The sequence below is a fragment of the Pseudomonas sp. LBUM1662 genome, from assembly GCF_059695915.1.
Genome location: NZ_CP166793.1, coordinates 1,932,272 through 1,951,459 on the forward strand (window position 1 = coordinate 1,932,272; position 19,188 = coordinate 1,951,459).

The following is a 19,188-nucleotide window of genomic DNA, read 5'->3' on the forward strand; positions in this document are numbered from 1 at the left end:
CACTAGGCGGGTTTTCTTTATCACGCTAAAAACTGTTTTAGTTTTTAGGTGCTTCTTTTGCTGCCGCTTCGTTCGATTCAGCCTGAGCTTTGGCAGCTTCGGCGTTTTCTTTCGCAGCGTCGTTCACTTTATCCTGAGCTTTGTTCATGTCTTGCTGAGCTTGCTCAGCATGTTGGTTAGCATCTTGAGCTTTGTCCTCGGATTTTTTATCGCAAGCAGCGAGACCGAGGGAAGCGGTCAACATCAAGGCAATAGCTAAAGTCTTACGCATGGGGTGTATCTCCTTATGGAAAATATCTACTGGCCTTTCGAGCGCAGCCATCAGGGTTAAGTTCCTCAATTCGTTCAGATATATAAGATTATTCCCACGGGAACTTTTGCGAATACGCCTAATACGATCTCCGAATACTAAGAAGAGTGTTTATCACATGTCCAAAAACCCCGTTTTTGAGCGCGCGACGCGATTTCTTTCGGCGCTGAGGCACTGTCAGGTACTGGGTTTGCGCGTTCACAGCGCCAGCAGCGACGGACTGACGGTCATCTTGCCGTACAGCCCGCAAATCGTCGGTAATCCACAGACCGGGGTGATCCATGGTGGGGCGCTGACGTCCTTGATGGACACCGCGTGCGGCATGTCGACCCTCTGTGTCCTGCCTGAATTTGAAGTCTGCCCGACCCTCGATTTGCGCATCGACTACATGCACGCCGCCGAGCCTCACAAGGATGTCTACGGTTTCGCCCAATGCTATCGGGTGACCACCGACGTAATCTTCGCCCGAGGCTTTGCTTACCAGGACGACCCCGAACAGCCCATCGCTCATGTCGTTGGCACGTTCATGCGCATGGGCAAAGCCATCAAAGGTACCAAGGGCTTTGGTGGCGCGATCGCCGGAGGTGCGAAATGACTGACACGTTCAAGGAACAACTTCAGCAGGCCCACGAGAAGGGAGACTACGCCTCGCTGCTGCACCTGCTTCCCTACGCCAAGCTGATCGGTGTTGAATGTTCCCGTGTCGGGGATGAGCTGCTGTTTCGTCTGCCGGCCAACAAGGACAACATTGGTAACCCTTTACTGCCCGCCATACATGGTGGGGTGATCGCCGGGTTCATGGAGCTGTCCGCAGCGCTGCATCTTCTGATTTTTACCGGTTCGCCCGGTGTGCCGAAGATTATCGACTTCTCCCTCGATTACCTGCGAGCCGGGCAGTTTCGTGATACCTGGGCCAAATGTCAGGTCTGCCGCCAGGGCCGACGCGTGGCAAACGTGGCGATTACGGCCTGGCAGACCACCGAAGCCGAACCGATTGCCACCGCCCGCGGCCATTTCAAAATTGAAGAGCCCTTGAAATCCTGAACTCAGCCCCAAACTCTGATGACAACCCGCCGCCGACCCTTCAGGTCGCGGCCACTGCCATCTGATTGGAGTTTGATGACCATGAGTGTGGAAACTCAAAAGGAAACCCTGGGCTTCCAGACCGAGGTGAAGCAACTGCTGCACCTCATGATCCATTCGCTGTATTCCAACAAGGAAATTTTCCTTCGCGAATTGATCTCGAACGCCTCTGACGCTGTCGACAAATTACGTTTCGAAGCCCTGTCCAAGCCTGAGTTGCTGGAAGGTGGCGCCGAACTGAAAATCCGTGTGAGCTTCGACAAGGACGCGAAAACCGTCACCCTCGAAGACAACGGCATCGGCATGAGCCGCGAAGACGCGATCACCCACTTGGGCACCATCGCCAAATCCGGCACTGCCGACTTCATGAAGCATCTGTCTGGCGATCAGAAGAAAGACTCGCACCTGATCGGTCAGTTTGGTGTTGGTTTCTACTCGGCCTTCATCGTCGCCGACAAAGTCGACGTGTTCAGCCGTCGTGCCGGTGCTGCCGCCAGCGAAGGCGTGCATTGGTCGTCCAAAGGTGAAGGCGATTTTGAAGTTGCCACCGTCGAGAAAGCCGAGCGCGGCACCCGTATCGTCCTGCACCTGAAGTCCGGTGAAGACGAATTCGCCGATGGCTGGCGTCTGCGCAACATCATCAAGAAGTACTCCGACCACATCGCTTTGCCGATCGAACTGCCGAAAGAAGTGGCAGCCGTTGAAGGCGAAGAGAAGCCGGCCGTTGAATGGGAAACCGTCAACCGCGCCAGCGCCTTGTGGACCCGTCCTCGCACCGAGATCAAGGACGAGGAATATCAGGAGTTCTACAAACACATCGCTCACGATTTCGAGAATCCGCTGAGCTGGAGCCACAACAAGGTCGAAGGCAAGCTCGAATACAGCTCGCTGCTGTACGTGCCGACCCGTGCTCCGTTCGACCTGTACCAGCGTGAAGCGCCGAAAGGCCTGAAACTCTACGTACAGCGCGTATTCGTCATGGATCAGGCCGAGTCGTTCCTGCCGCTGTACCTGCGCTTTATCAAAGGTGTGGTCGATTCCAACGACCTGTCGCTGAACGTGTCGCGGGAAATCCTGCAGAAAGACCCGATTATCGATTCCATGAAGTCGGCGCTGACCAAGCGCGTTCTGGACATGCTGGAAAAACTGGCGAAGAACGAGCCTGAGCAATACAAAGGCTTCTGGAAGAACTTCGGTCAGGTCATGAAAGAAGGCCCGGCAGAAGACTTCGCCAACAAAGAGAAAATCGCTGGCCTGCTGCGTTTCGCCTCTACTCAGGGCGAAGAAGGCGAGCAAGTCGTGGGTCTGGCTGAATACCTGGCTCGCGCCAAGGAAGGTCAGGACAAGATTTACTACCTGACCGGCGAAACCTACGCGCAAGTCAAAAACAGCCCGCACCTGGAAGTCTTCCGCAAGAAAGGCATCGAAGTGCTGCTGCTGACCGACCGCATCGACGAGTGGCTGATGAGCTACCTCAGCGACTTCGACGGCAAGAGCTTCGTCGACGTGGCACGCGGTGACCTGGACCTGGGCAACCTGGACTCGGAAGAGGACAAGAAAGCTGCGGAAGAAGTCGCCAAGTCCAAAGAAGGTCTGGTTGAGCGTCTGAAAACCGCGCTGGGCGACTCCGTTGCCGAAGTGCGTGTTTCCCACCGTCTGACCGACTCCCCGGCGATTCTGGCCATCGGCGAGCAGGACCTGGGCATGCAGATGCGTCAGATCCTCGAAGCCAGCGGTCAGAAGGTGCCGGATTCGAAGCCGATCTTCGAATTCAACCCGGCTCACCCGCTGATCGAGAAACTCGACAACGAGCAGAGCGACGAGCGCTTCGGCGACCTGTCGCACATCCTCTTCGATCAGGCGGCCCTGGCGGCCGGCGACAGCTTGAAAGACCCGGCCGCGTATGTGCGCCGCCTTAACAAGCTGCTGGTTGAACTGTCGGTTTAACTGAGTTGTACAAAAACCCGCTTCGGCGGGTTTTTTCATTCTGGTGTCTTTTACTGGGAGTTAGTCATGAGCCAAATCACTGTTCGTTCCGTCGCTTATCAGATTGATGGCCAGTCGTATGAAAGCCGACTGGCGTTCGATGTCGACCAGAAAGGCCCGCGCCCCGGTCTGTTGATGGCGCCGAACTGGATGGGCGTCAGTGCCGGTGCCGAGGCGATCGCCAAGTCGGTGGCGGCCAAGGGGTATGTGGTGCTGATCGCGGACTTGTACGGTCAGGCGGTACGTCCGCAGAACGGCGACGAGGCGGGTGCAGCGATGATGCCGCTGAAGAACGACCGCGCATTGCTGCGCAAGCGCATGCAGGCAGCGTTCGAACAGTTGCAAGGGCAGGGCGAGGCGGCGGTTGATACCTCGAAGCTGGCGACTTTCGGATTCTGTTTTGGCGGTTGCTGCGCACTGGAACTGGCCCGCACGGGCGCGCCGTTAAAAGCGGCGGTGTCTTTCCATGGCACGCTGGATACGCCGAACGTCAATGATGCGAAAAACATCCAGGGTTCGGTGCTGGTGCTGCACGGCGCATCCGATCCGTTGGTGCCGAAGGAGCAATTGCCGGCGTTTGAAGCGGAAATGAATGCTGCGGGCGTGGATTGGCAATTGCTGAGCTACGGCGGCGCGGTGCATTCGTTCACCGATCCGCATGCGAACGTTCCGGGCAAGATGATGTATGACGCGAAGACGGCAGGGCGGGCGTTTACCTCGATGCACAACTTGCTGGATGAAGTGTTTAGCGGCTGATAGCTGTTTTCGGTGCTGACACTTTTGCTGTCAGTGCCGGCCTCTTCGCGAGCAAGCCCGCTCCCACATTTGGAATGCATTCCCCTGTGGGAGCGGGCTTGCCCGCGAAAGCGGCCTGACAGGCGATAGAGAAACTAAGGCAATTCGATTCGCTCAACTTCCCCCGGCACCGTCGGCCAATCCCCAGCCGCCCAGCGGCGCCGCGCTTCATCGATCGCCGCCGGATCGCTCGCCACAAAATTCCAGTTGATCCGCCGCGGCCCGTCCAGCGGGGCCCCGCCAAACAGCACCGCATGACAGTCACTCTCGGCGAACAACGTCATTTCCTCTCCAGCAGGCAGCACCACCAGCGCATGCGGTTCCAGCAACTCGCCATCCAGCTGCGCTTCGCCGCTCAACACATACAACGCCCGCTCTTCATGCTCGGTCGGGATCAGCAAAGTGGTCGCGGTTTGCAGGTTCAATTCGGCATACAACGTAGGAGAAAGCACCGGCACCGGCGATTCCAGGCAAAAGCCTGACCCGGCAATCATCCGGATCTTCACGCCAAGGTTATCGCTGACCGGCAATGTCGCCGCCGGGTGATGGCTGTAGTGGCCTGGGCCCTGTTCATGCTCTTTGGGCGATGCCAGCCAGATCTGCAAGCCGTGCATCGTGAAGCCACTGTCTTTCAACGCTTCGGGCGTGCGCTCGACGTGAGCAATCGCACTGCCTGCGGTCATCCAGCTGACATCGCCGGCCTCTACCACCTGATCGGAGCCCAGGCTGTCCTTGTGCTGGATTTTTCCTTCGAACAAATAGGTGAGGGTGGACAGGCCAATGTGCGGATGCTGACGGATGTTCATGCCTTTTCCCGCCGGATAACGGGTTTCGAGCATGTGGTCGAAAAATACGAAAGGCCCGACGCTGCGGCATTTGGCTGATGGCAGCGGGCGCAGAATCGGCTGGCCCTCGACATCTTCGGCGCGGGGGCGGATCACGAGCGGAGTGTTCATGGTGCATTCCAGGCTGAGCGGGTGACGCGTGGAGCATAACCCGCTTGCGCAGCCCTTGCCGCTATTGGCTGAAGGCACCTTCGGACAGATGGGTTTCGATGCTGACTTCCGTGCTGGTCATCAGCTTGTGCACCGGGCAACGGTCGGCCACGCGGTGCAACTCGTCGCGCTGGGCGTCGGTGAGCACACCCTTGAGAGTCAGTTTGACGTGCAGGGCATATTTGCCTTTCTGCTCTTCGCTGTTGTCACGTTTGACTTCGACCGTGACGCCGGTCAGCGGAATGTCTTTCTTCTTCGCGTACATCTTCAGCGTCAGGGCCTTGCAGGCACCCAGGGCAGCGTCGAAGTAATCGTGCGGCTCAGGCGCCGTGCCTTCGCCGCCAGACGTGGTCGGCACATCGGCAAAGAGTTCGTGGTCATCGATCTGGACGCTGTGGCGAAAACCTTCGGCGGAAACGGTATTGACGGTAACGGTCATGAGAAGCCTCCCAGGCTAAAAAGTCATTCGATCAAAAAAGACCTTGAAGGTATAGAGCATTCCTACTGACGCGCGTTCCACTTTCTTACAGGATGAACCGCCTCGAGTGTGCGGAGGTCTACGTTTCTCCTGCCCCCGGAGAATGCCCGTGCCCTTGTTCCGTTTAAGCCTTGCCTGTTTGTTGGCGCTAACCACCAGTGCTTACGCCAACGCACGCGAATACGCCTACAGCGACGCGCACCTGCATTACGTGGATTTTTTCCAGGAAACGGCGGGCATGCCGAAGCTACTCAAGGCCATGGACGACAATGCCATTGAGCATGTGATGATTTCCGGTATCCCGGTGGCAAAGAAATGGCACGAAGACGAACCCAAACGCCCACGCTATTACGCCGGTGATGACGCCGATGCCTATTGGTACAGCGCGACGGATGTGATTGTCGCGGCGGCGGTCAACAAGCTGACGCCTGCACAGCGCCAGCGCTTTCACCCGTTCCTGGCCGGTTTCAACCCCAACGACAAAAACTCCGCGACGCACATCCAGCGCATGCTCGATCTCAATCCGGGGCTGTGGCAGGGGATCGGCGAAGTGTTTACCCGGCACGATGACCTGACCGCGCTGACCTCCGGCGATACGCCACGGGCCAACAACGAAGCGATGACGCGGATCTATCACCTCGCGGCCGAGAACGACTTGCCGGTGATGCTGCACTCCAACATCACCTCCAAGCGTGAGAAAAATCCGCTGTACCTGTCGGAAGTCGAGGAGCCGCTGCGTAATCATCCGCACACGCGATTCATCTGGGCTCACGCAGGCACCAGCGCCGAGGTCCATCGGCATCAGACCCAACTCGATTTTCTGTTGCCGACCCTGACCCGCATGCTCGAGGCCTACCCCAATCTGTACATCGACCTGTCCTGGAGCATGCTGACGCCTTACCTGCTGGATGAGCAGGGCAAGCCTTCAGACGCCTGGCTGACACTGGTGGAGCGCTTCCCGGACCGCTTCATGCTCGGCTCTGATGTGGTGGGACGTTTCAACAAGCTCGGTCAGGAAATGCGCAGCTTCGATCCGTTTCTAGACGCCTTGCCTGAGCCGGTGGCGAGGAAAGTCGCGCGGGACAATTTCCTGTTGATTCTGCCGCGTAACCGTTAAAGCGGCCGGGCGACCGATTGGCTGCGCACGGTTGCGGATGGTGCAATCCCTGCCTATGTTCCAAGCGAGGCATTACTGGCGACTGACGCGGTGACTCGCCGCAAGTCGCTGTCCATCCAGTGCGGATTCTCGCAGCGAGGTAACGACATGCCAAACGACTCCCGCCCTGCCGTGCTTGAACTGATCGGCAATACGCCGCTGGTGCGCGTCAGCCGCTTCGACACCGGCCCGTGCACACTGTTTCTCAAACTCGAATCACAGAACCCCGGCGGATCGATCAAGGATCGCATCGGTCTGGCGATGATCGACGCCGCCGAACGCGATGGCCGTCTGCAACCCGGCGGCACTATCGTTGAGGCCACCGCCGGCAATACCGGCCTCGGTCTGGCCCTGGTCGGCCGTGCCAAAGGCTATCGAGTGGTGCTGGTGGTGCCGGACAAAATGTCCACCGAGAAGGTCTTGCACCTCAAGGCCATGGGCGCCGAGGTGCACATCACCCGCTCCGACGTCGGCAAGGGCCATCCCGATTACTATCAGGACGTGGCGGCGCGGCTGGCGCAGGAAATTCCCGATGCCTTCTTCGCCGATCAATTCAACAACCCGGCCAACCCGCTGGCCCACGAGTGCAGCACCGCGCCGGAAATCTGGGCGCAGACCCAGCATGATCTGGACGCCATTGTGGTCGGTGTCGGTTCGGCCGGTACGCTGACCGGGTTGACGCGTTTCTTCCAGCGCGTGCAGCCGAATCTGGAAATGGTGCTGGCCGATCCGGTCGGCTCGGTGATGGCCGAGTACAGCCGCAGCGGCATCCTGGGCAAGGCCGGTTCCTGGGCGGTGGAGGGTATTGGCGAGGATTTCATTCCGTCGATTGCCGACCTTTCCAGCGTGCGCCACGCCTATTCGATCAGCGACGAGGAAAGCTTCGATCATGCCCGCCAGTTGCTGCGCGCCGAAGGCATTCTCGGCGGTTCCTCGACCGGCACGTTGCTGGCGGCGGCGCTGCGCTACTGTCGCGAGCAAACCGAGCCGAAGCGAGTGGTCAGCTTCGTCTGCGACACCGGCACTCGTTACCTGTCGAAGGTCTACAACGACCAGTGGATGAACGATCAGGGCCTGCTGCAATACAAACGCTACGGCGATCTGCGCGACCTGATCGCGCGGCGCTTCGAGGATGGCCGCGTGATCAGCGTCGGCCCCGACGACACGCTGCTCACGGCCTTCCAGCGCATGCGCCTGGCGGATGTCTCGCAACTGCCGGTGCTGGCGGACGGAAAACGGCTGATCGGGGTGATCGACGAGTCCGATATTCTGCTGGGCGTACACCAGGACGCTTCGCACTTGCGCATGCCTGTGGCCAGTGCAATGACCGACAAGTTGCAAACCCTGCCGGCGGCCGCCAGTCTGGCGGAACTGCAGGCGGAGCTCGATCGTGGGCTGGTGGCGATCATCGCCGATGCCTCGGGCTTCCACGGCTTGATTACGCGAGTCGACATGCTCAATCACTTACGGAGATCCCTTTCATGAGTCAGCACGATGAATCCGGCGCGCCACGCGCCTTCGGCACCCGTGTGATCCATGCCGGACAGACGCCGGACCCTTCGACCGGGGCGCTGATGCCGCCGATTTATGCCAACTCCACCTACTTGCAGCAGAGCCCCGGCGTACACAAGGGGCTCGACTATGGGCGCTCGCACAACCCGACGCGTTTCGCGCTGGAGCGTTGCGTGGCGGACCTCGAGGGCGGGACCCGGGCGTTCGCCTTCGCCTCCGGGCTGGCGGCGATTTCCACCGTATTGGAGTTGCTCGACGCCAACGCGCACATCGTCTCCGGCAACGACCTGTACGGCGGAACATTCCGGCTGTTCGACAAGGTGCGTCAGCGCAGTGCCGGGCACCGTTTCAGCTACGTCGACCTGACCGATCTGTCGGCCTTCGAAGCGGCGTTGCAGGACGACACGCGGATGGTCTGTGTCGAGACGCCGAGCAATCCCTTGCTGCGCCTCTCTGATCTCGCCGCCATTGCGCGCATCTGCCGTGAGCGAGGCATCCTCTGTGTGGCCGACAACACCTTTGCCAGTCCGTGGATACAGCGTCCGCTGGAGCTGGGTTTCGATATCGTGGTGCACTCGACGACCAAGTACCTGAACGGCCACTCCGACGTGATCGGCGGCATCGCGGTGGTCGGGCAGAACGCCGAACTGGCCGAGCGTCTGGGCTTTTTGCAGAATGCGGTGGGCGCCATCGCCGGGCCGTTTGACGCGTTCCTCACCCTGCGTGGCGTGAAGACCCTGGCGCTGCGCATGGAGCGCCATTGCAGCAACGCGCTGGAGCTGGCGCAATGGCTGGAGCGTCAGCCGCAGGTGGCGCGCGTCTACTATCCGGGCCTGCCGTCGCACCCGCAGCACGAATTGGCACGGCAGCAGATGCGCGGATTCGGCGGGATGATTTCCCTCGACTTGAACAGCGACCTGGCCGGCGCCAGGCGCTTCCTTGAAAGTGTGCAGATCTTTGCCTTGGCCGAGAGCCTGGGCGGGGTCGAAAGCCTGATCGAACACCCGGCGATCATGACCCATGCCACCATCCCGGCCGACACCCGCGCACAACTCGGGATCGGCGATGCGCTGGTGCGTTTGTCCGTGGGGGTCGAGGATGTCGAAGACCTGCGCGCCGACCTGGCCCAGGCGCTGGCGCGGATTTAGCTTTCAACAGGCATAAAAAATCCGGAATCCTTGTCGGATTCCGGATTCTTGTGTCGATCTGGATCAGTTGCCTTTGACAGTCTTGCCGTTGACCTTGCCGTCGAGGAGCATGATGTTGTACTCCTTGCCGTCGGTTTCGACCTGTTGCAGGCGGACCAGCAGGTAGTCCCAGTCCTTGGCGAACCACAGAACAGTGATGCGCTTGCTTTGTGTCGGGTCGCGCACGCGCTCGACCTTGATCGCATCGATCTGGCCGGCCTTGGTGTCGACTTTCTCCGAACCCAGCACGCGGAAGTCATAGGTATCGACTTCGCCATCATCGACGACCTGATAGCTCATGCTTTTCTTGCCAGCCGCTACGTCGTGCTGCAGGGCCAGTTGATAGGTGGATTTGTCGACCATGCCGCGATTGAGCGGGATCTTGACCGCGTCACCGCGATCGGTGCCGGTGACCATTTTGTTGGTCCAGTCGAAGTCCAGGTCGGCTTTCTTGGCTTTGCCCAGACCACCGCGTTCGAAGTGGTAGGACTGTGGCAGCAAGGTGTCCTTGTCCAGGGTCAGGGTGCTTTCTTCAGTCAGGCTGGCGATCATCATCGACGCCTTGAAGCTGAGCTTCCACACACCGTTGGCGCCCTTGGTCAGGCTGCGTTCAGCCGTGCCACTCATGGGCAGCTGCTTCCAGTCGGCGGTGTAGCTGGCGGAGAACGGTTGAAGTTCTGCAGCCTGCGCAAAAGGCAGTGCGAGCAGAGCGCAAGCGAAGAGCAGGGCGCGACGCATAAAATCTCCTAGTTTCGAATCAAGTGGCCGCTGGCCGCGAGTAACTTTCCATCCAGTAAAGCACCTTGCTCGCCGAGCGATAAACGACCCTCGGCAAACCAGCGTACGGCCATCGGGTAGATCAGGTGTTCCTGAACGTGGACCCGCTGCGCCAGACTCTGCGGCGAATCGTGCAACTCTACCGGTATTACTGCCTGTACGACCAGTGGTCCGCCATCGAGTTCCTCGGTGACGAAGTGCACGGAGCAGCCGTGTTCCGTGTCGCCGGCTTCCAGCGCGCGCTGATGAGTGTGTAACCCTTTGTATTTGGGCAGCAGCGAGGGATGGATGTTGAGCAGGCGACCCGCGTAGTGACGCACGAAGTCAGCGCTGAGAATGCGCATGAAACCGGCCAGTACCACGAGTTTGGGATTGAAGGCGTCGATCAGTTCGATCAGCGCGGCATCGAAGGCCTCGCGGCCTTCGAAGGCCTTGTGATCCAGGGAGCGGGTGTCGATACCCGCGTCCCTGGCGCGTTGCAGGCCGTAAGCGTCGGCGCGGTTGGAAATCACCGCGGCGATGCGGACCGGGCTGTCGCCGGTCCGCGTGCTGTCGATCAAGGCCTGCAAGTTACTGCCGGTGCCGGACAACAGCACCACCACATCACAGGTCTGGGACATCAATGAGCCTTGAGGTTCTTCAGTTCTACCTGAGCTGCGCCTTCGGCAGCGGTGGCGATCTGACCGATGACCCAAGGCTGCTCGCCGGCTTCACGCAGCACGTTCAGCGCAGTCTCGACGTACTCTTGAGCGACGCAGATGACCATGCCGACGCCGCAGTTCAGCACGCGGTGCATTTCGTTTTCGTCGACGTTGCCTTTCTCTTGCAGCCAGTCGAACACGGCAGGGCGGGTCCAGCTCGCCACGTCAACCACGGCCTGAGCGCCTTTTGGCAGCACGCGCGGAATGTTGTCCAGCAGGCCGCCACCGGTGATGTGGGCCATGGCTTTGACAGCGCCGGTGTCCTTGATCAGCTTGAGCAACGGCTTCACGTAGATGCGGGTCGGGGCCATCAGCAGGTCGGTCAGCGGTTTGCCGTCGAGCTGGATGTTTTCGATGTCGGCACCGGACACTTCGATGATCTTGCGGATCAGCGAGTAGCCGTTGGAGTGCGGGCCGGAAGACGGCAGGGCGAGCAGGGCATCGCCGGCAGCGACTTTCGAACCGTCGATGATTTCGGATTTTTCCACGACGCCGACGCAGAAGCCGGCCAGGTCGTAGTCTTCGCCTTCGTACATGCCTGGCATTTCAGCGGTTTCGCCGCCGACCAGGGAGCAGCCGGACAATTCACAGCCAGCGCCGATGCCGGTCACGACCTGGGTCGCGGTTTCAACATTGAGCTTGCCGGTGGCGTAGTAGTCGAGGAAGAACAGCGGCTCGGCACCGCACACCACCAGGTCGTTCACGCACATGGCCACCAGGTCGATGCCGATGCTGTCGTGCTTGTTCAGGTTCAGTGCCAGGCGCAGCTTGGTGCCCACGCCGTCGGTGCCGGAAACCAGTACGGGCTGCTTGTAGCCGGCCGGGATTTCGCAGAGGGCGCCGAAACCGCCCAGGCCGCCCATGACTTCCGGGCGCGCAGTGCGCTTGGCGACGCTCTTGATGCGTTCGACCAATGCTTCACCGGCGTCGATGTCTACACCGGCGTCCTTGTAGCTCAGGGAGGGTTGCTTGCTCATGATCCAGGCCTTTAGGGGGGATTCAGGGGTAACGACCGAGTCCAGTGGGACCGCCGAAACAGACGAAGGCGAGTGCCGTCCGCGAATTTCAGGGTGCCCGGCTGTTGCCGGTCTGCGAAGGCGCGCGATTTTATCAGGCTTGAAGGGCAGCGGCCATCCTCACGCCGACGGCAGGGGCATATCGACTGAAAAAAACCGTTATTGCCCGTGTTGGTCGCGGCCGTGATGGCTGTATAAGGTATCGCGATTAACCGTCTATCGTTATGACAGTGCGAAAACTTAGTCAGATCGTGGTGAATGTTTTGCGCAGGGACGTGGTCACAGCCTTGCTCGATCATCTTCATGCGGTCTGTTCCAGCCGCTCTCGTCGTCAGGAATCTTCCATGCGTTTTTTTTCCAGATTTTTATTTGCAGGCTGTTTGTCACTGGTCAGCCTGGCGGGTCATGCCGAAACCGTCAAAGGCCTGTATCAAGTGCGCGAGCCGGTCAGCAGTCAGTCGGCCGAGGAGCGCGATCAGGCGACCCAGCGCGCGCTGGACACGCTGGTGTTGCGCCTGACCGGCGATCCCAAGGCTGTACAAAGCCCGGGGTTGGCAGCGTTGCGCAAAGACCCGCAACAGATCATCAGTCAATACGGTTTTGAGGCCGGCCCGCCGGAAGTGCTCAAGGTCGATTTCGACCCGTCCAGTGCCGAGCAGGCCTTGCGTCGCGCCGGGTTGTCTCTGTGGGGCGCGAATCGGCCGTCGATCCTGAGTTGGTGGTTGAATGATTCTGCCGAGGGTTCGAGTCTGGTGGGGGATGGCCAGGCCAGCGCCGCGCCGTTGCGTCGCGCGGCACAACACCGTGGTCTGCCGTTGCGTCTGCCCCTGGCAGACCTGAGTGAGCAACTGGTCGCTACGGCACCGAATCTTGAAGGGGCGGATGCCACGCCACTGCGCGGTGCCTCGGATCGTTACAACGCTGACGGCTTGCTCGCGGTGCATGCCCGGGAAGAGGGCGGCCAGTGGCAGGCCAAGTGGAATTTGTGGCTGGGCGACAAGAAGGAGGCGGGCAGCGTACAGGGTGCGGACCAGGCGGCTGTGGCTGATGCAGTGATGTTGGCCGTCAGTGAGCGTCTGGCACCACGGTTTGTCGTCAAGCCGGGAACTGCGGGCGAACAATTGTTGGAAGTGCAGGGCATGAACCTGGAACGCTACGCCACCCTTGGGCGCTTGCTGGAGCCTTTTGGGGCGCGCCTGCAAACGGTCGACGGCGAGCGCATTCTCTATCGGGTCAATGGCAGCGCCGAGCAGTTGCGCTCGCAACTGTCCCTGGCGAAGTTGCAAGAGGTTCCGGCCGGTCAGGCACCCGCACCGACGGCGCCTGTGCCGCCGGTGGCCGATGGTTCGGCGCCCGTCGTAGCGCCAGCCCCGGCACCTGTGCCGCAGCTGAGATTCCGCTGGTAAGGTTTTCTTTCTTTATATAGATGCATATGGAGTGGTACATGGCCGATACGCGGCGTTGGTTCTGGTTGGGTGGGGTGGTTCTGCTCTGCGTGTTTGTCTGGTTATTGCATCCGATCCTGACGCCCTTTCTGGTCGCGTTACTGCTGGCCTATCTGTTCGATCCGCTGGTGGATCGGCTGGAGAAAGCCGGCCTGTCGCGCACCTGGGGTGTGGTGGCGGTGTTCGCGTTGTTCACCTTGATCTTCACGACATTGCTGTTGGTATTGGTGCCGATGCTCGCCAAGCAGCTGTTTCGCTTGTATGAATTGGCGCCGCAGATGCTCGACTGGCTGCAGCACACCGCACTGCCGTGGGCGCAGTCGAAGTTTGGACTGTCGGATAATTTCTGGAAGTTCGACAAGCTCAAGGCAGCGATCAGCGAGCACATGGGCCAGACCACCGACATCGTTGGTGTGGTACTGAGCCAGGCGACGGCTTCCGGGTTGGCGTTGATTGGCTGGCTGGCGAATCTGGTGCTGATCCCGGTCGTCAGTTTCTACCTGCTGCGGGACTGGGACCTGATGATGGCCAAGATCCGCAGCCTGCTGCCCCGTGATCGCGAAGAACGCGTCATGACCCTGGCGGGTGAATGCCATGAAGTACTCGGGGCATTTGTGCGCGGGCAGTTGCTGGTGATGCTGGCGCTGGGCGTGATCTACGCGGCGGGCTTGATGCTCGTGGGTCTGGAACTGGGGTTGTTGATCGGTCTGATCGCAGGCCTGGCAGCCATTGTGCCGTACATGGGCTTTGTCATCGGCATCGGCGCGGCGTTGGTTGCCGGCCTGTTCCAGTTCGGTGGCGATCTGTATCCCATGATCGGCATCGTCGCGGTGTTCATGGTCGGGCAGGCCCTGGAAGGCATGGTGCTGACGCCATTGCTGGTGGGCGATCGTATCGGCCTGCACCCGGTGGCGGTGATCTTCGCCATTCTGGCGGGGGGCGAGCTGTTCGGTTTTACCGGCATATTGCTGGCGCTGCCGGTGGCGGCGGTGATCATGGTGCTGGTGCGCCATGTGCATGATTTGTATAAGGATTCGGATATCTACAGCGGTGTCGACGAGCCGGAGCTATAAGCGTCGTTGAAGTCCTGTGGCGGGCGGCCTGGTGTCATGCCAGGTTGGCCCGTATCCCCCGCGCTGCTGTCACATGCGCCGCCAAAGAAACTGTCATGAAACCAGGGCGTTAACGCAAACCTTTGATTTTGCTTGTGGTCTGTCGCATTGTGCGACCCGCCTCACGGGTATAAACTTCGCAAACTTTACACAGAGGCCACTAACGGTTCCTTTGGAACTGTTCAGTCAGCATGAAACCGATTCAGCTGCCCCTAGGTGTGCGTCTGCGTGATGACGCTACCTTTATCAATTACTACCCAGGCGCCAATGCCGCTGCACTCGGCTATGTCGAGCGGCTATGCGAAGCCGACGCCGGCTGGACCGAAAGCCTGATTTATCTCTGGGGCAAGGACGGGGTAGGGCGCACGCACTTGTTGCAGGCCGCCTGCCTGCGCTTCGAGCAACTGGGGGAGCCGGCGGTGTATCTGCCGTTGGCCGAGCTGCTGGACCGCGGCATCTCCATTCTCGATAACCTCGAACAATACGAACTGGTCTGCCTTGATGATTTGCAGGCGGTCGCCGGCCGGGCGGATTGGGAAGAGGCGCTGTTCCATCTATTCAACCGTCTGCGTGACAGCGGTCGGCGTCTGCTGATTGCGGCATCGACCTCGCCGCGTGAGCTGCCGGTGAAACTGGCTGACCTGAAATCGCGCCTGACCCTGGCACTGATCTTCCAGATGCGTCCGCTCTCCGACGAAGACAAATTGCGCGCCTTGCAACTGCGTGCTTCCCGTCGCGGCCTGCACCTGACCGATGAGGTCGGGCATTTCATTTTGACCCGCGGTACCCGCAGCATGAGTGCGCTGTTCGAATTGCTCGAACGTCTCGATCAGGCCTCCCTTCAAGCTCAGCGCAAGCTGACGATTCCCTTCCTTAAAGAAACGCTGGGCTGGTAAAAAAGTCTGATAAAACCCAAGCCTGGCGCGGGTTTTGGCATATTTCAGGCGCCAGAAAATCCGCTTTCCTACAGGTTGCAGGCAGCGCAGGCGTTTAGAACGGGCTTAAGCGCTTAGATGTAAACCCGGAACCGGGAAGTCACATAAAGTTCGATTGAATTTGCAAATGAGGATGATAGCGGGCATAGTCTCGGCTTCTTTAGAACTATCAGCCACGGTCGTGCCCATGCTAAAGCGCTTCGCACCCCTCGTGCCTCTCGCACTCGTCACCCTGTTGTTCGGTTGCGCTGCCCACTCTCCAGTGACTCAGCAAGAGCAACAACAACAGGTTAAAAATTCAGTCACCGCCCAGTCCTCTTCCGTTCTTTTCCAGGAAGATCTTTACCAGGACGGCGTGGCCACCGATAAAGAACTGGCCAACTTCGCCGACGGCAAGTCGTACCAGCTTCCGGTTCTGGCCGACAGCATCCTCGAACGTGGCATGTCCCTGATCGGTACTCGTTACCGTTTCGGCGGCACCTCCGAGGCTGGCTTCGATTGCAGCGGTTTCATCGGTTATCTGTTTCGTGAAGAGGCCGGCATGAACCTGCCGCGCTCCACTCGCGAAATGATCAACGTGGATGCTCCGCTGGTCGCTCGCAGCGCGCTGAAGCCGGGCGATCTGCTGTTCTTCGCCACCAATGGTCGTCGCGGTCGTGTCAGTCACGCCGGGATCTACCTGGGTGACAACCAGTTCATCCACTCCAGCAGCCGCAAAAGCGGTGGTGTCCGGGTCGATAGCCTGGGCGACAGCTACTGGAGCAAGACCTTCATCGAAGCCAAGCGCGCACTCGCGATGGCCCCGACCGTGGTCACCGCACGCAAGTAAATCTTCAGCCTGTCGCCACGTCAGTGGCGACAAAACGCCTCTTCGCAACGAAGTAGGCGGACAGTTTGTAAGGCGAACTTAAAGTCTTACTTGAAGTTTGGCCCATAGCCGCTAGAATCCAGATCTATTATTGATGGCAAACCGCCTGCGTCCTGCGCAGGCGGTTTTCTTTTCTGCCTTTCCGGCAGGAAAAGCCGCAGCCAGATCAGGATGTTCTGCTTATGACGATGTCGGCCCGCCTCACCATCATGCTCTTCGCAGCCCTGCTCAGCGCCTGCGCCAGTCGCACACCGCCGCCCGCGCCGGTGGTTCGCGCCCCCATTGTTTTCGGCAACCCGCAACCCTTTTCCCCCGAGGCAGAAGACGTGCTGTTCCGCGCGCTTGGTCTTGTGGGCACGCCGTATCGTTGGGGTGGCAACACGCCGGATTCGGGCTTCGATTGCAGCGGCCTGATCGGTTACGTCTACCGTGATGTCACCGGTATTTCCCTGCCGCGCACCACCCGCGAAATGATCAGCATGCAGGCGGCCAGCGTCGGCAAGGAAGGGCTGCAAACCGGTGACTTGATCTTCTTCGCCACCAATGGCGGCTCCCAGGTCAGTCATGCGGGGATTTACGTCGGCGAAGGTCGCTTCGTCCATGCACCGGCCACTGGCGGCACGGTGAAGCTCGACAGCCTGTCCAAGGCTTACTGGCAGAAGGCATATCTGAGCGCCAAGCGCGTTCTGCAGCCTGAGCACCTGGCGCGTAACCCGTAGCGTTCTGTCCGAAGAGGTTGTCATGACCGCTCGCACGCTCAATCTTGACGATTCCCTGTACCAATACCTGCTCGACGTTTCCCTGAGGGAAACGCCGCTGCTCAGGCGTTTGCGCGACGAAACCCAGGCGTTGCCGATGGCTCGCTGGCAGGTGGCGCCGGAGCAGGGGCAGTTCCTCGCGCTTCTGGTCAAACTCATTGGCGCGAAGCGCTTGCTGGAAGTCGGCACGTTCACCGGTTACAGCGCCTTGTGCATGGCCGCTGCGTTGCCGCAGGACGGTTCGTTGATCTGCTGTGATATCCCCGGCGACTACAACGCAATCGCACGCCGCTACTGGCAGGAAGCGGGGCTCACCGAGCGAATTGACCTGCGCCTGGCGCCTGCGCTGGAAACGCTCGCCACACTGGATCAGCCAGGGCAGTTCGACCTGATCTTCATTGATGCCGACAAGTCCAACTACCCAGGCTATCTGGAGCATGCGCTGCGTTTGCTGCGCATCGGCGGGCTGGCGGTGTTCGACAACACGCTGTGGAGCGGGCGGGTGCTTGAGGAGAATCCCGAGAGTGCAGACACCCGGGCCATCCAGGCGCTCAATCGCGCCTTGAAGGATGACTCGCGGGTCGATCTGTCGTTGTTGCCGTTGGGGGATGGACTCACGCTTTGTCGTAAACGCTGATCCCTGTAGGAGCGAGGCTTGCCCGCGAAGGCTATAGATCGGGCAACATCAATGTTGGATGTGCCGACGCCTTCGCGGGCAAGCCTCGCTCCTACAGGACGGCTATTTAGCGGCCGAAACCCGCCACACCTTGTTCCCCACATCATCGGCCACCAGCAAATCTCCCTGCTGATCAATCACCACGCCTACAGGCCGGCCCATGGCTTTCTCATCCGCGTTGAGGAAACCGGTCAGCACATCCACCGGTTGCCCGGTCGGCTTGCCTCCCGCGAACGGGACGAAAATCACTTTATAGCCACTGTGCGGTTTGCGGTTCCATGAGCCGTGTTGGCCAATGAACGCGCCTTCCTTGAACTGCGCTGGAAGCGTGTTGCCCTCGGCAAACGACAGGCCCAGCGAGGCGGTATGCGGGCCCACCGCGTAGTCCGGGGCAATGGCCTTGGCCACCAGGTCCGGGTTTTGCGGCTCGACGCGAATGTCGACGTGCTGGCCGTAATAGCTGAAGGGCCAGCCGTAGAACCCGCCGTCCTTCACCGAAGTGATGTAGTCCGGGACCAGATCGCTGCCGATTTCGTCCCGCTCGTTGACCGCCGTCCACAGCGCACCGGTTTGAGGTTCCCAGGCCAGGCCGTTTGGATTGCGAATCCCCGAAGCGAAGATCCGGTGATTGCCGGTGGCGCGATCCACTTCCCAGATCGCCGCGCGACCTTCTTCCTGGTCCAGGCCGTTTTCGCCGACGTTGCTGTTGGAGCCGACCGTGACGTACAGCTTGCTCCCGTCCTTGCTGGCGATGACGTTTTTGGTCCAGTGGTGATTCAGCGTGCCGCCCGGCAGATCGACGACCTTGATCGGCTGTGACTTGATCGCCGTGTCGCCATTTTCATAGTGAAAGCGCAGCAAGCGGTCGGTGTCGGCGACGTACAGGTCATTGCCGACCAGGGTCATGCCGAAGGGCGAGTTGAGGTTTTCCAGGAACACCGTGCGGGTTTCGGCAATGCCGTCGTGGTCCTTGTCTCGCAGCAGTGTGATGCGGTTCGGGCTAGGGACGCCGGCGCCGGCACGGCCCATGACTTTGCCCATGACCCAGCCGCGAATGCCTTTGCCGTCATCGGGTTTCGGTGGCGCGTTGGTTTCGGCCACCAGCACGTCGCCGTTGGGCAGCACATAAAGCCAGCGCGGGTGATCGAGCCCCTCGGCAAATGCCGCCACCTGAGTGCCTGCCGCAGCAGTGGGTTTTGCGCCCTGCGGCCAGCCGATCGCCGGGGCGATATTCACCGTCGGGATCAGAGTCTTGTTCGGTTCGGGCAGCTTGGGTGACGGGCCGGTGCCGTCGGAGACTTGCAAGCTGGAGGTTTCACCACAAGCGGCGAGCCCTCCGGCGAGCGCGATGACGAGAACGAGCTGGGGCTTGCGCATGCTGGTCTTCCCTATGAGTGC

Annotated in this window: 20 protein-coding genes; 13 read left to right on the plus strand and 7 right to left on the minus strand. The window is 60.2% G+C overall.

Going from position 1 to position 19,188, the window contains the following annotated elements:
• Nucleotides 1-37 precede the first annotated feature (37 nt).
• Nucleotides 38-271, minus strand: a complete 234-nt coding sequence (locus ACA049_RS08665) for a hypothetical protein (RefSeq protein WP_064679026.1) — start codon at nucleotides 269-271, stop codon at nucleotides 38-40.
• Nucleotides 272-428: 157 nt separating this feature from the next.
• Between ACA049_RS08665 and ACA049_RS08670 the strand changes: the two genes are divergently transcribed.
• The 4 genes from ACA049_RS08670 (at nucleotide 429) to ACA049_RS08685 (ending at nucleotide 4,135) form a co-directional block, all read left to right on the plus strand.
• Nucleotides 429-905 carry a PaaI family thioesterase gene (locus tag ACA049_RS08670; protein WP_497334661.1) on the plus strand — a complete coding sequence of 159 codons (477 nt, stop codon included), beginning with the start codon at nucleotides 429-431 and terminating at the stop codon, nucleotides 903-905.
• Nucleotides 902-1,354, plus strand: a complete 453-nt coding sequence (locus ACA049_RS08675; RefSeq protein WP_497334663.1) for a PaaI family thioesterase — start codon at nucleotides 902-904, stop codon at nucleotides 1,352-1,354. Before ACA049_RS08670 ends, ACA049_RS08675 begins: the two co-directional genes overlap by 4 nt.
• A gap of 81 nt (nucleotides 1,355-1,435) precedes the next feature.
• Entirely contained in the window at nucleotides 1,436-3,340 is a 1,905-nt protein-coding gene (gene htpG / locus ACA049_RS08680; protein WP_497334665.1) for a molecular chaperone HtpG, read from the plus strand.
• 66 nt (nucleotides 3,341-3,406) lie between these two features.
• Nucleotides 3,407-4,135: a dienelactone hydrolase family protein gene (locus ACA049_RS08685; RefSeq protein ID WP_497334667.1), complete on the plus strand. Its 729-nt coding sequence runs from the start codon at nucleotides 3,407-3,409 to the stop codon at nucleotides 4,133-4,135.
• Between the two features lie 134 nt (nucleotides 4,136-4,269).
• Here ACA049_RS08685 and ACA049_RS08690 read toward each other — a convergent pair whose 3' ends face one another.
• Nucleotides 4,270-5,130: a pirin family protein gene (locus tag ACA049_RS08690; RefSeq protein ID WP_497334669.1), complete on the minus strand. Its 861-nt coding sequence runs from the start codon at nucleotides 5,128-5,130 to the stop codon at nucleotides 4,270-4,272.
• Between the two features lie 61 nt (nucleotides 5,131-5,191).
• On the minus strand, nucleotides 5,192-5,608 hold the full coding sequence (locus ACA049_RS08695) for an OsmC family protein (RefSeq protein WP_219095619.1): 417 nt from the start codon (nucleotides 5,606-5,608) through the stop codon (nucleotides 5,192-5,194).
• Between the two features lie 142 nt (nucleotides 5,609-5,750).
• Here ACA049_RS08695 and ACA049_RS08700 point away from each other — a divergent pair, with 142 nt between their 5' ends.
• From ACA049_RS08700 to ACA049_RS08710, 3 genes are all read left to right on the plus strand, one after another.
• Nucleotides 5,751-6,764 carry an amidohydrolase family protein gene (locus tag ACA049_RS08700; RefSeq protein WP_497334671.1) on the plus strand — a complete coding sequence of 338 codons (1,014 nt, stop codon included), beginning with the start codon at nucleotides 5,751-5,753 and terminating at the stop codon, nucleotides 6,762-6,764.
• 147 nt (nucleotides 6,765-6,911) lie between these two features.
• Entirely contained in the window at nucleotides 6,912-8,288 is a 1,377-nt protein-coding gene (locus ACA049_RS08705; RefSeq protein WP_497334673.1) for a pyridoxal-phosphate dependent enzyme, read from the plus strand.
• Entirely contained in the window at nucleotides 8,285-9,463 is a 1,179-nt protein-coding gene (locus ACA049_RS08710) for a trans-sulfuration enzyme family protein (protein ID WP_438660779.1), read from the plus strand. The genes ACA049_RS08705 and ACA049_RS08710 overlap by 4 nt, the downstream gene beginning before the upstream one ends.
• A 63-nt stretch (nucleotides 9,464-9,526) precedes the next feature.
• Here the strand turns inward: ACA049_RS08710 and ACA049_RS08715 are convergent, their stop codons facing one another.
• Genes ACA049_RS08715 through purM form a run of 3 tightly spaced genes read right to left on the minus strand, consistent with a single transcriptional unit; the run spans nucleotide 9,527 to nucleotide 11,957 of the window.
• On the minus strand, nucleotides 9,527-10,240 hold the full coding sequence (locus ACA049_RS08715; RefSeq protein WP_497334675.1) for a DUF3108 domain-containing protein: 714 nt from the start codon (nucleotides 10,238-10,240) through the stop codon (nucleotides 9,527-9,529).
• Between the two features lie 8 nt (nucleotides 10,241-10,248).
• Nucleotides 10,249-10,899 carry a phosphoribosylglycinamide formyltransferase gene (gene purN / locus ACA049_RS08720; protein WP_077749781.1) on the minus strand — a complete coding sequence of 217 codons (651 nt, stop codon included), beginning with the start codon at nucleotides 10,897-10,899 and terminating at the stop codon, nucleotides 10,249-10,251.
• Entirely contained in the window at nucleotides 10,899-11,957 is a 1,059-nt protein-coding gene (gene purM, locus ACA049_RS08725; RefSeq protein WP_497334677.1) for a phosphoribosylformylglycinamidine cyclo-ligase, read from the minus strand. Before purM ends, purN begins: the two co-directional genes overlap by 1 nt.
• A gap of 383 nt (nucleotides 11,958-12,340) precedes the next feature.
• On the opposite strand from purM, the gene ACA049_RS08730 reads away from it, so the two are divergent.
• The 6 genes from ACA049_RS08730 (at nucleotide 12,341) to ACA049_RS08755 (ending at nucleotide 17,751) form a co-directional block, all read left to right on the plus strand.
• Nucleotides 12,341-13,402 (plus strand): DUF2066 domain-containing protein, encoded by a 1,062-nt coding sequence (locus ACA049_RS08730; RefSeq protein ID WP_497334679.1) that lies wholly within the window; start codon nucleotides 12,341-12,343, stop codon nucleotides 13,400-13,402.
• 38 nt (nucleotides 13,403-13,440) lie between these two features.
• Nucleotides 13,441-14,514, plus strand: a complete 1,074-nt coding sequence (locus ACA049_RS08735) for an AI-2E family transporter (RefSeq protein ID WP_497334681.1) — start codon at nucleotides 13,441-13,443, stop codon at nucleotides 14,512-14,514.
• A gap of 230 nt (nucleotides 14,515-14,744) precedes the next feature.
• Complete coding sequence (hda, locus tag ACA049_RS08740) at nucleotides 14,745-15,449, plus strand: DnaA regulatory inactivator Hda (RefSeq protein ID WP_010456804.1); 705 nt, start codon at nucleotides 14,745-14,747, stop codon at nucleotides 15,447-15,449.
• 226 nt (nucleotides 15,450-15,675) lie between these two features.
• Nucleotides 15,676-16,317 (plus strand): C40 family peptidase, encoded by a 642-nt coding sequence (locus ACA049_RS08745; protein WP_497334683.1) that lies wholly within the window; start codon nucleotides 15,676-15,678, stop codon nucleotides 16,315-16,317.
• 221 nt (nucleotides 16,318-16,538) lie between these two features.
• Entirely contained in the window at nucleotides 16,539-17,075 is a 537-nt protein-coding gene (locus ACA049_RS08750) for a C40 family peptidase (RefSeq protein ID WP_109628654.1), read from the plus strand.
• A 22-nt stretch (nucleotides 17,076-17,097) separates the two neighbouring features.
• A complete protein-coding gene (locus tag ACA049_RS08755) occupies nucleotides 17,098-17,751 on the plus strand; it encodes an O-methyltransferase (protein WP_497334685.1) in 654 nt (217 codons plus the stop codon).
• A 102-nt stretch (nucleotides 17,752-17,853) separates the two neighbouring features.
• Here the strand turns inward: ACA049_RS08755 and ACA049_RS08760 are convergent, their stop codons facing one another.
• On the minus strand, nucleotides 17,854-19,167 hold the full coding sequence (locus ACA049_RS08760) for a PQQ-dependent sugar dehydrogenase (RefSeq protein ID WP_497334687.1): 1,314 nt from the start codon (nucleotides 19,165-19,167) through the stop codon (nucleotides 17,854-17,856).
• Between the last annotated feature and the right edge of the window lie 21 nt (nucleotides 19,168-19,188).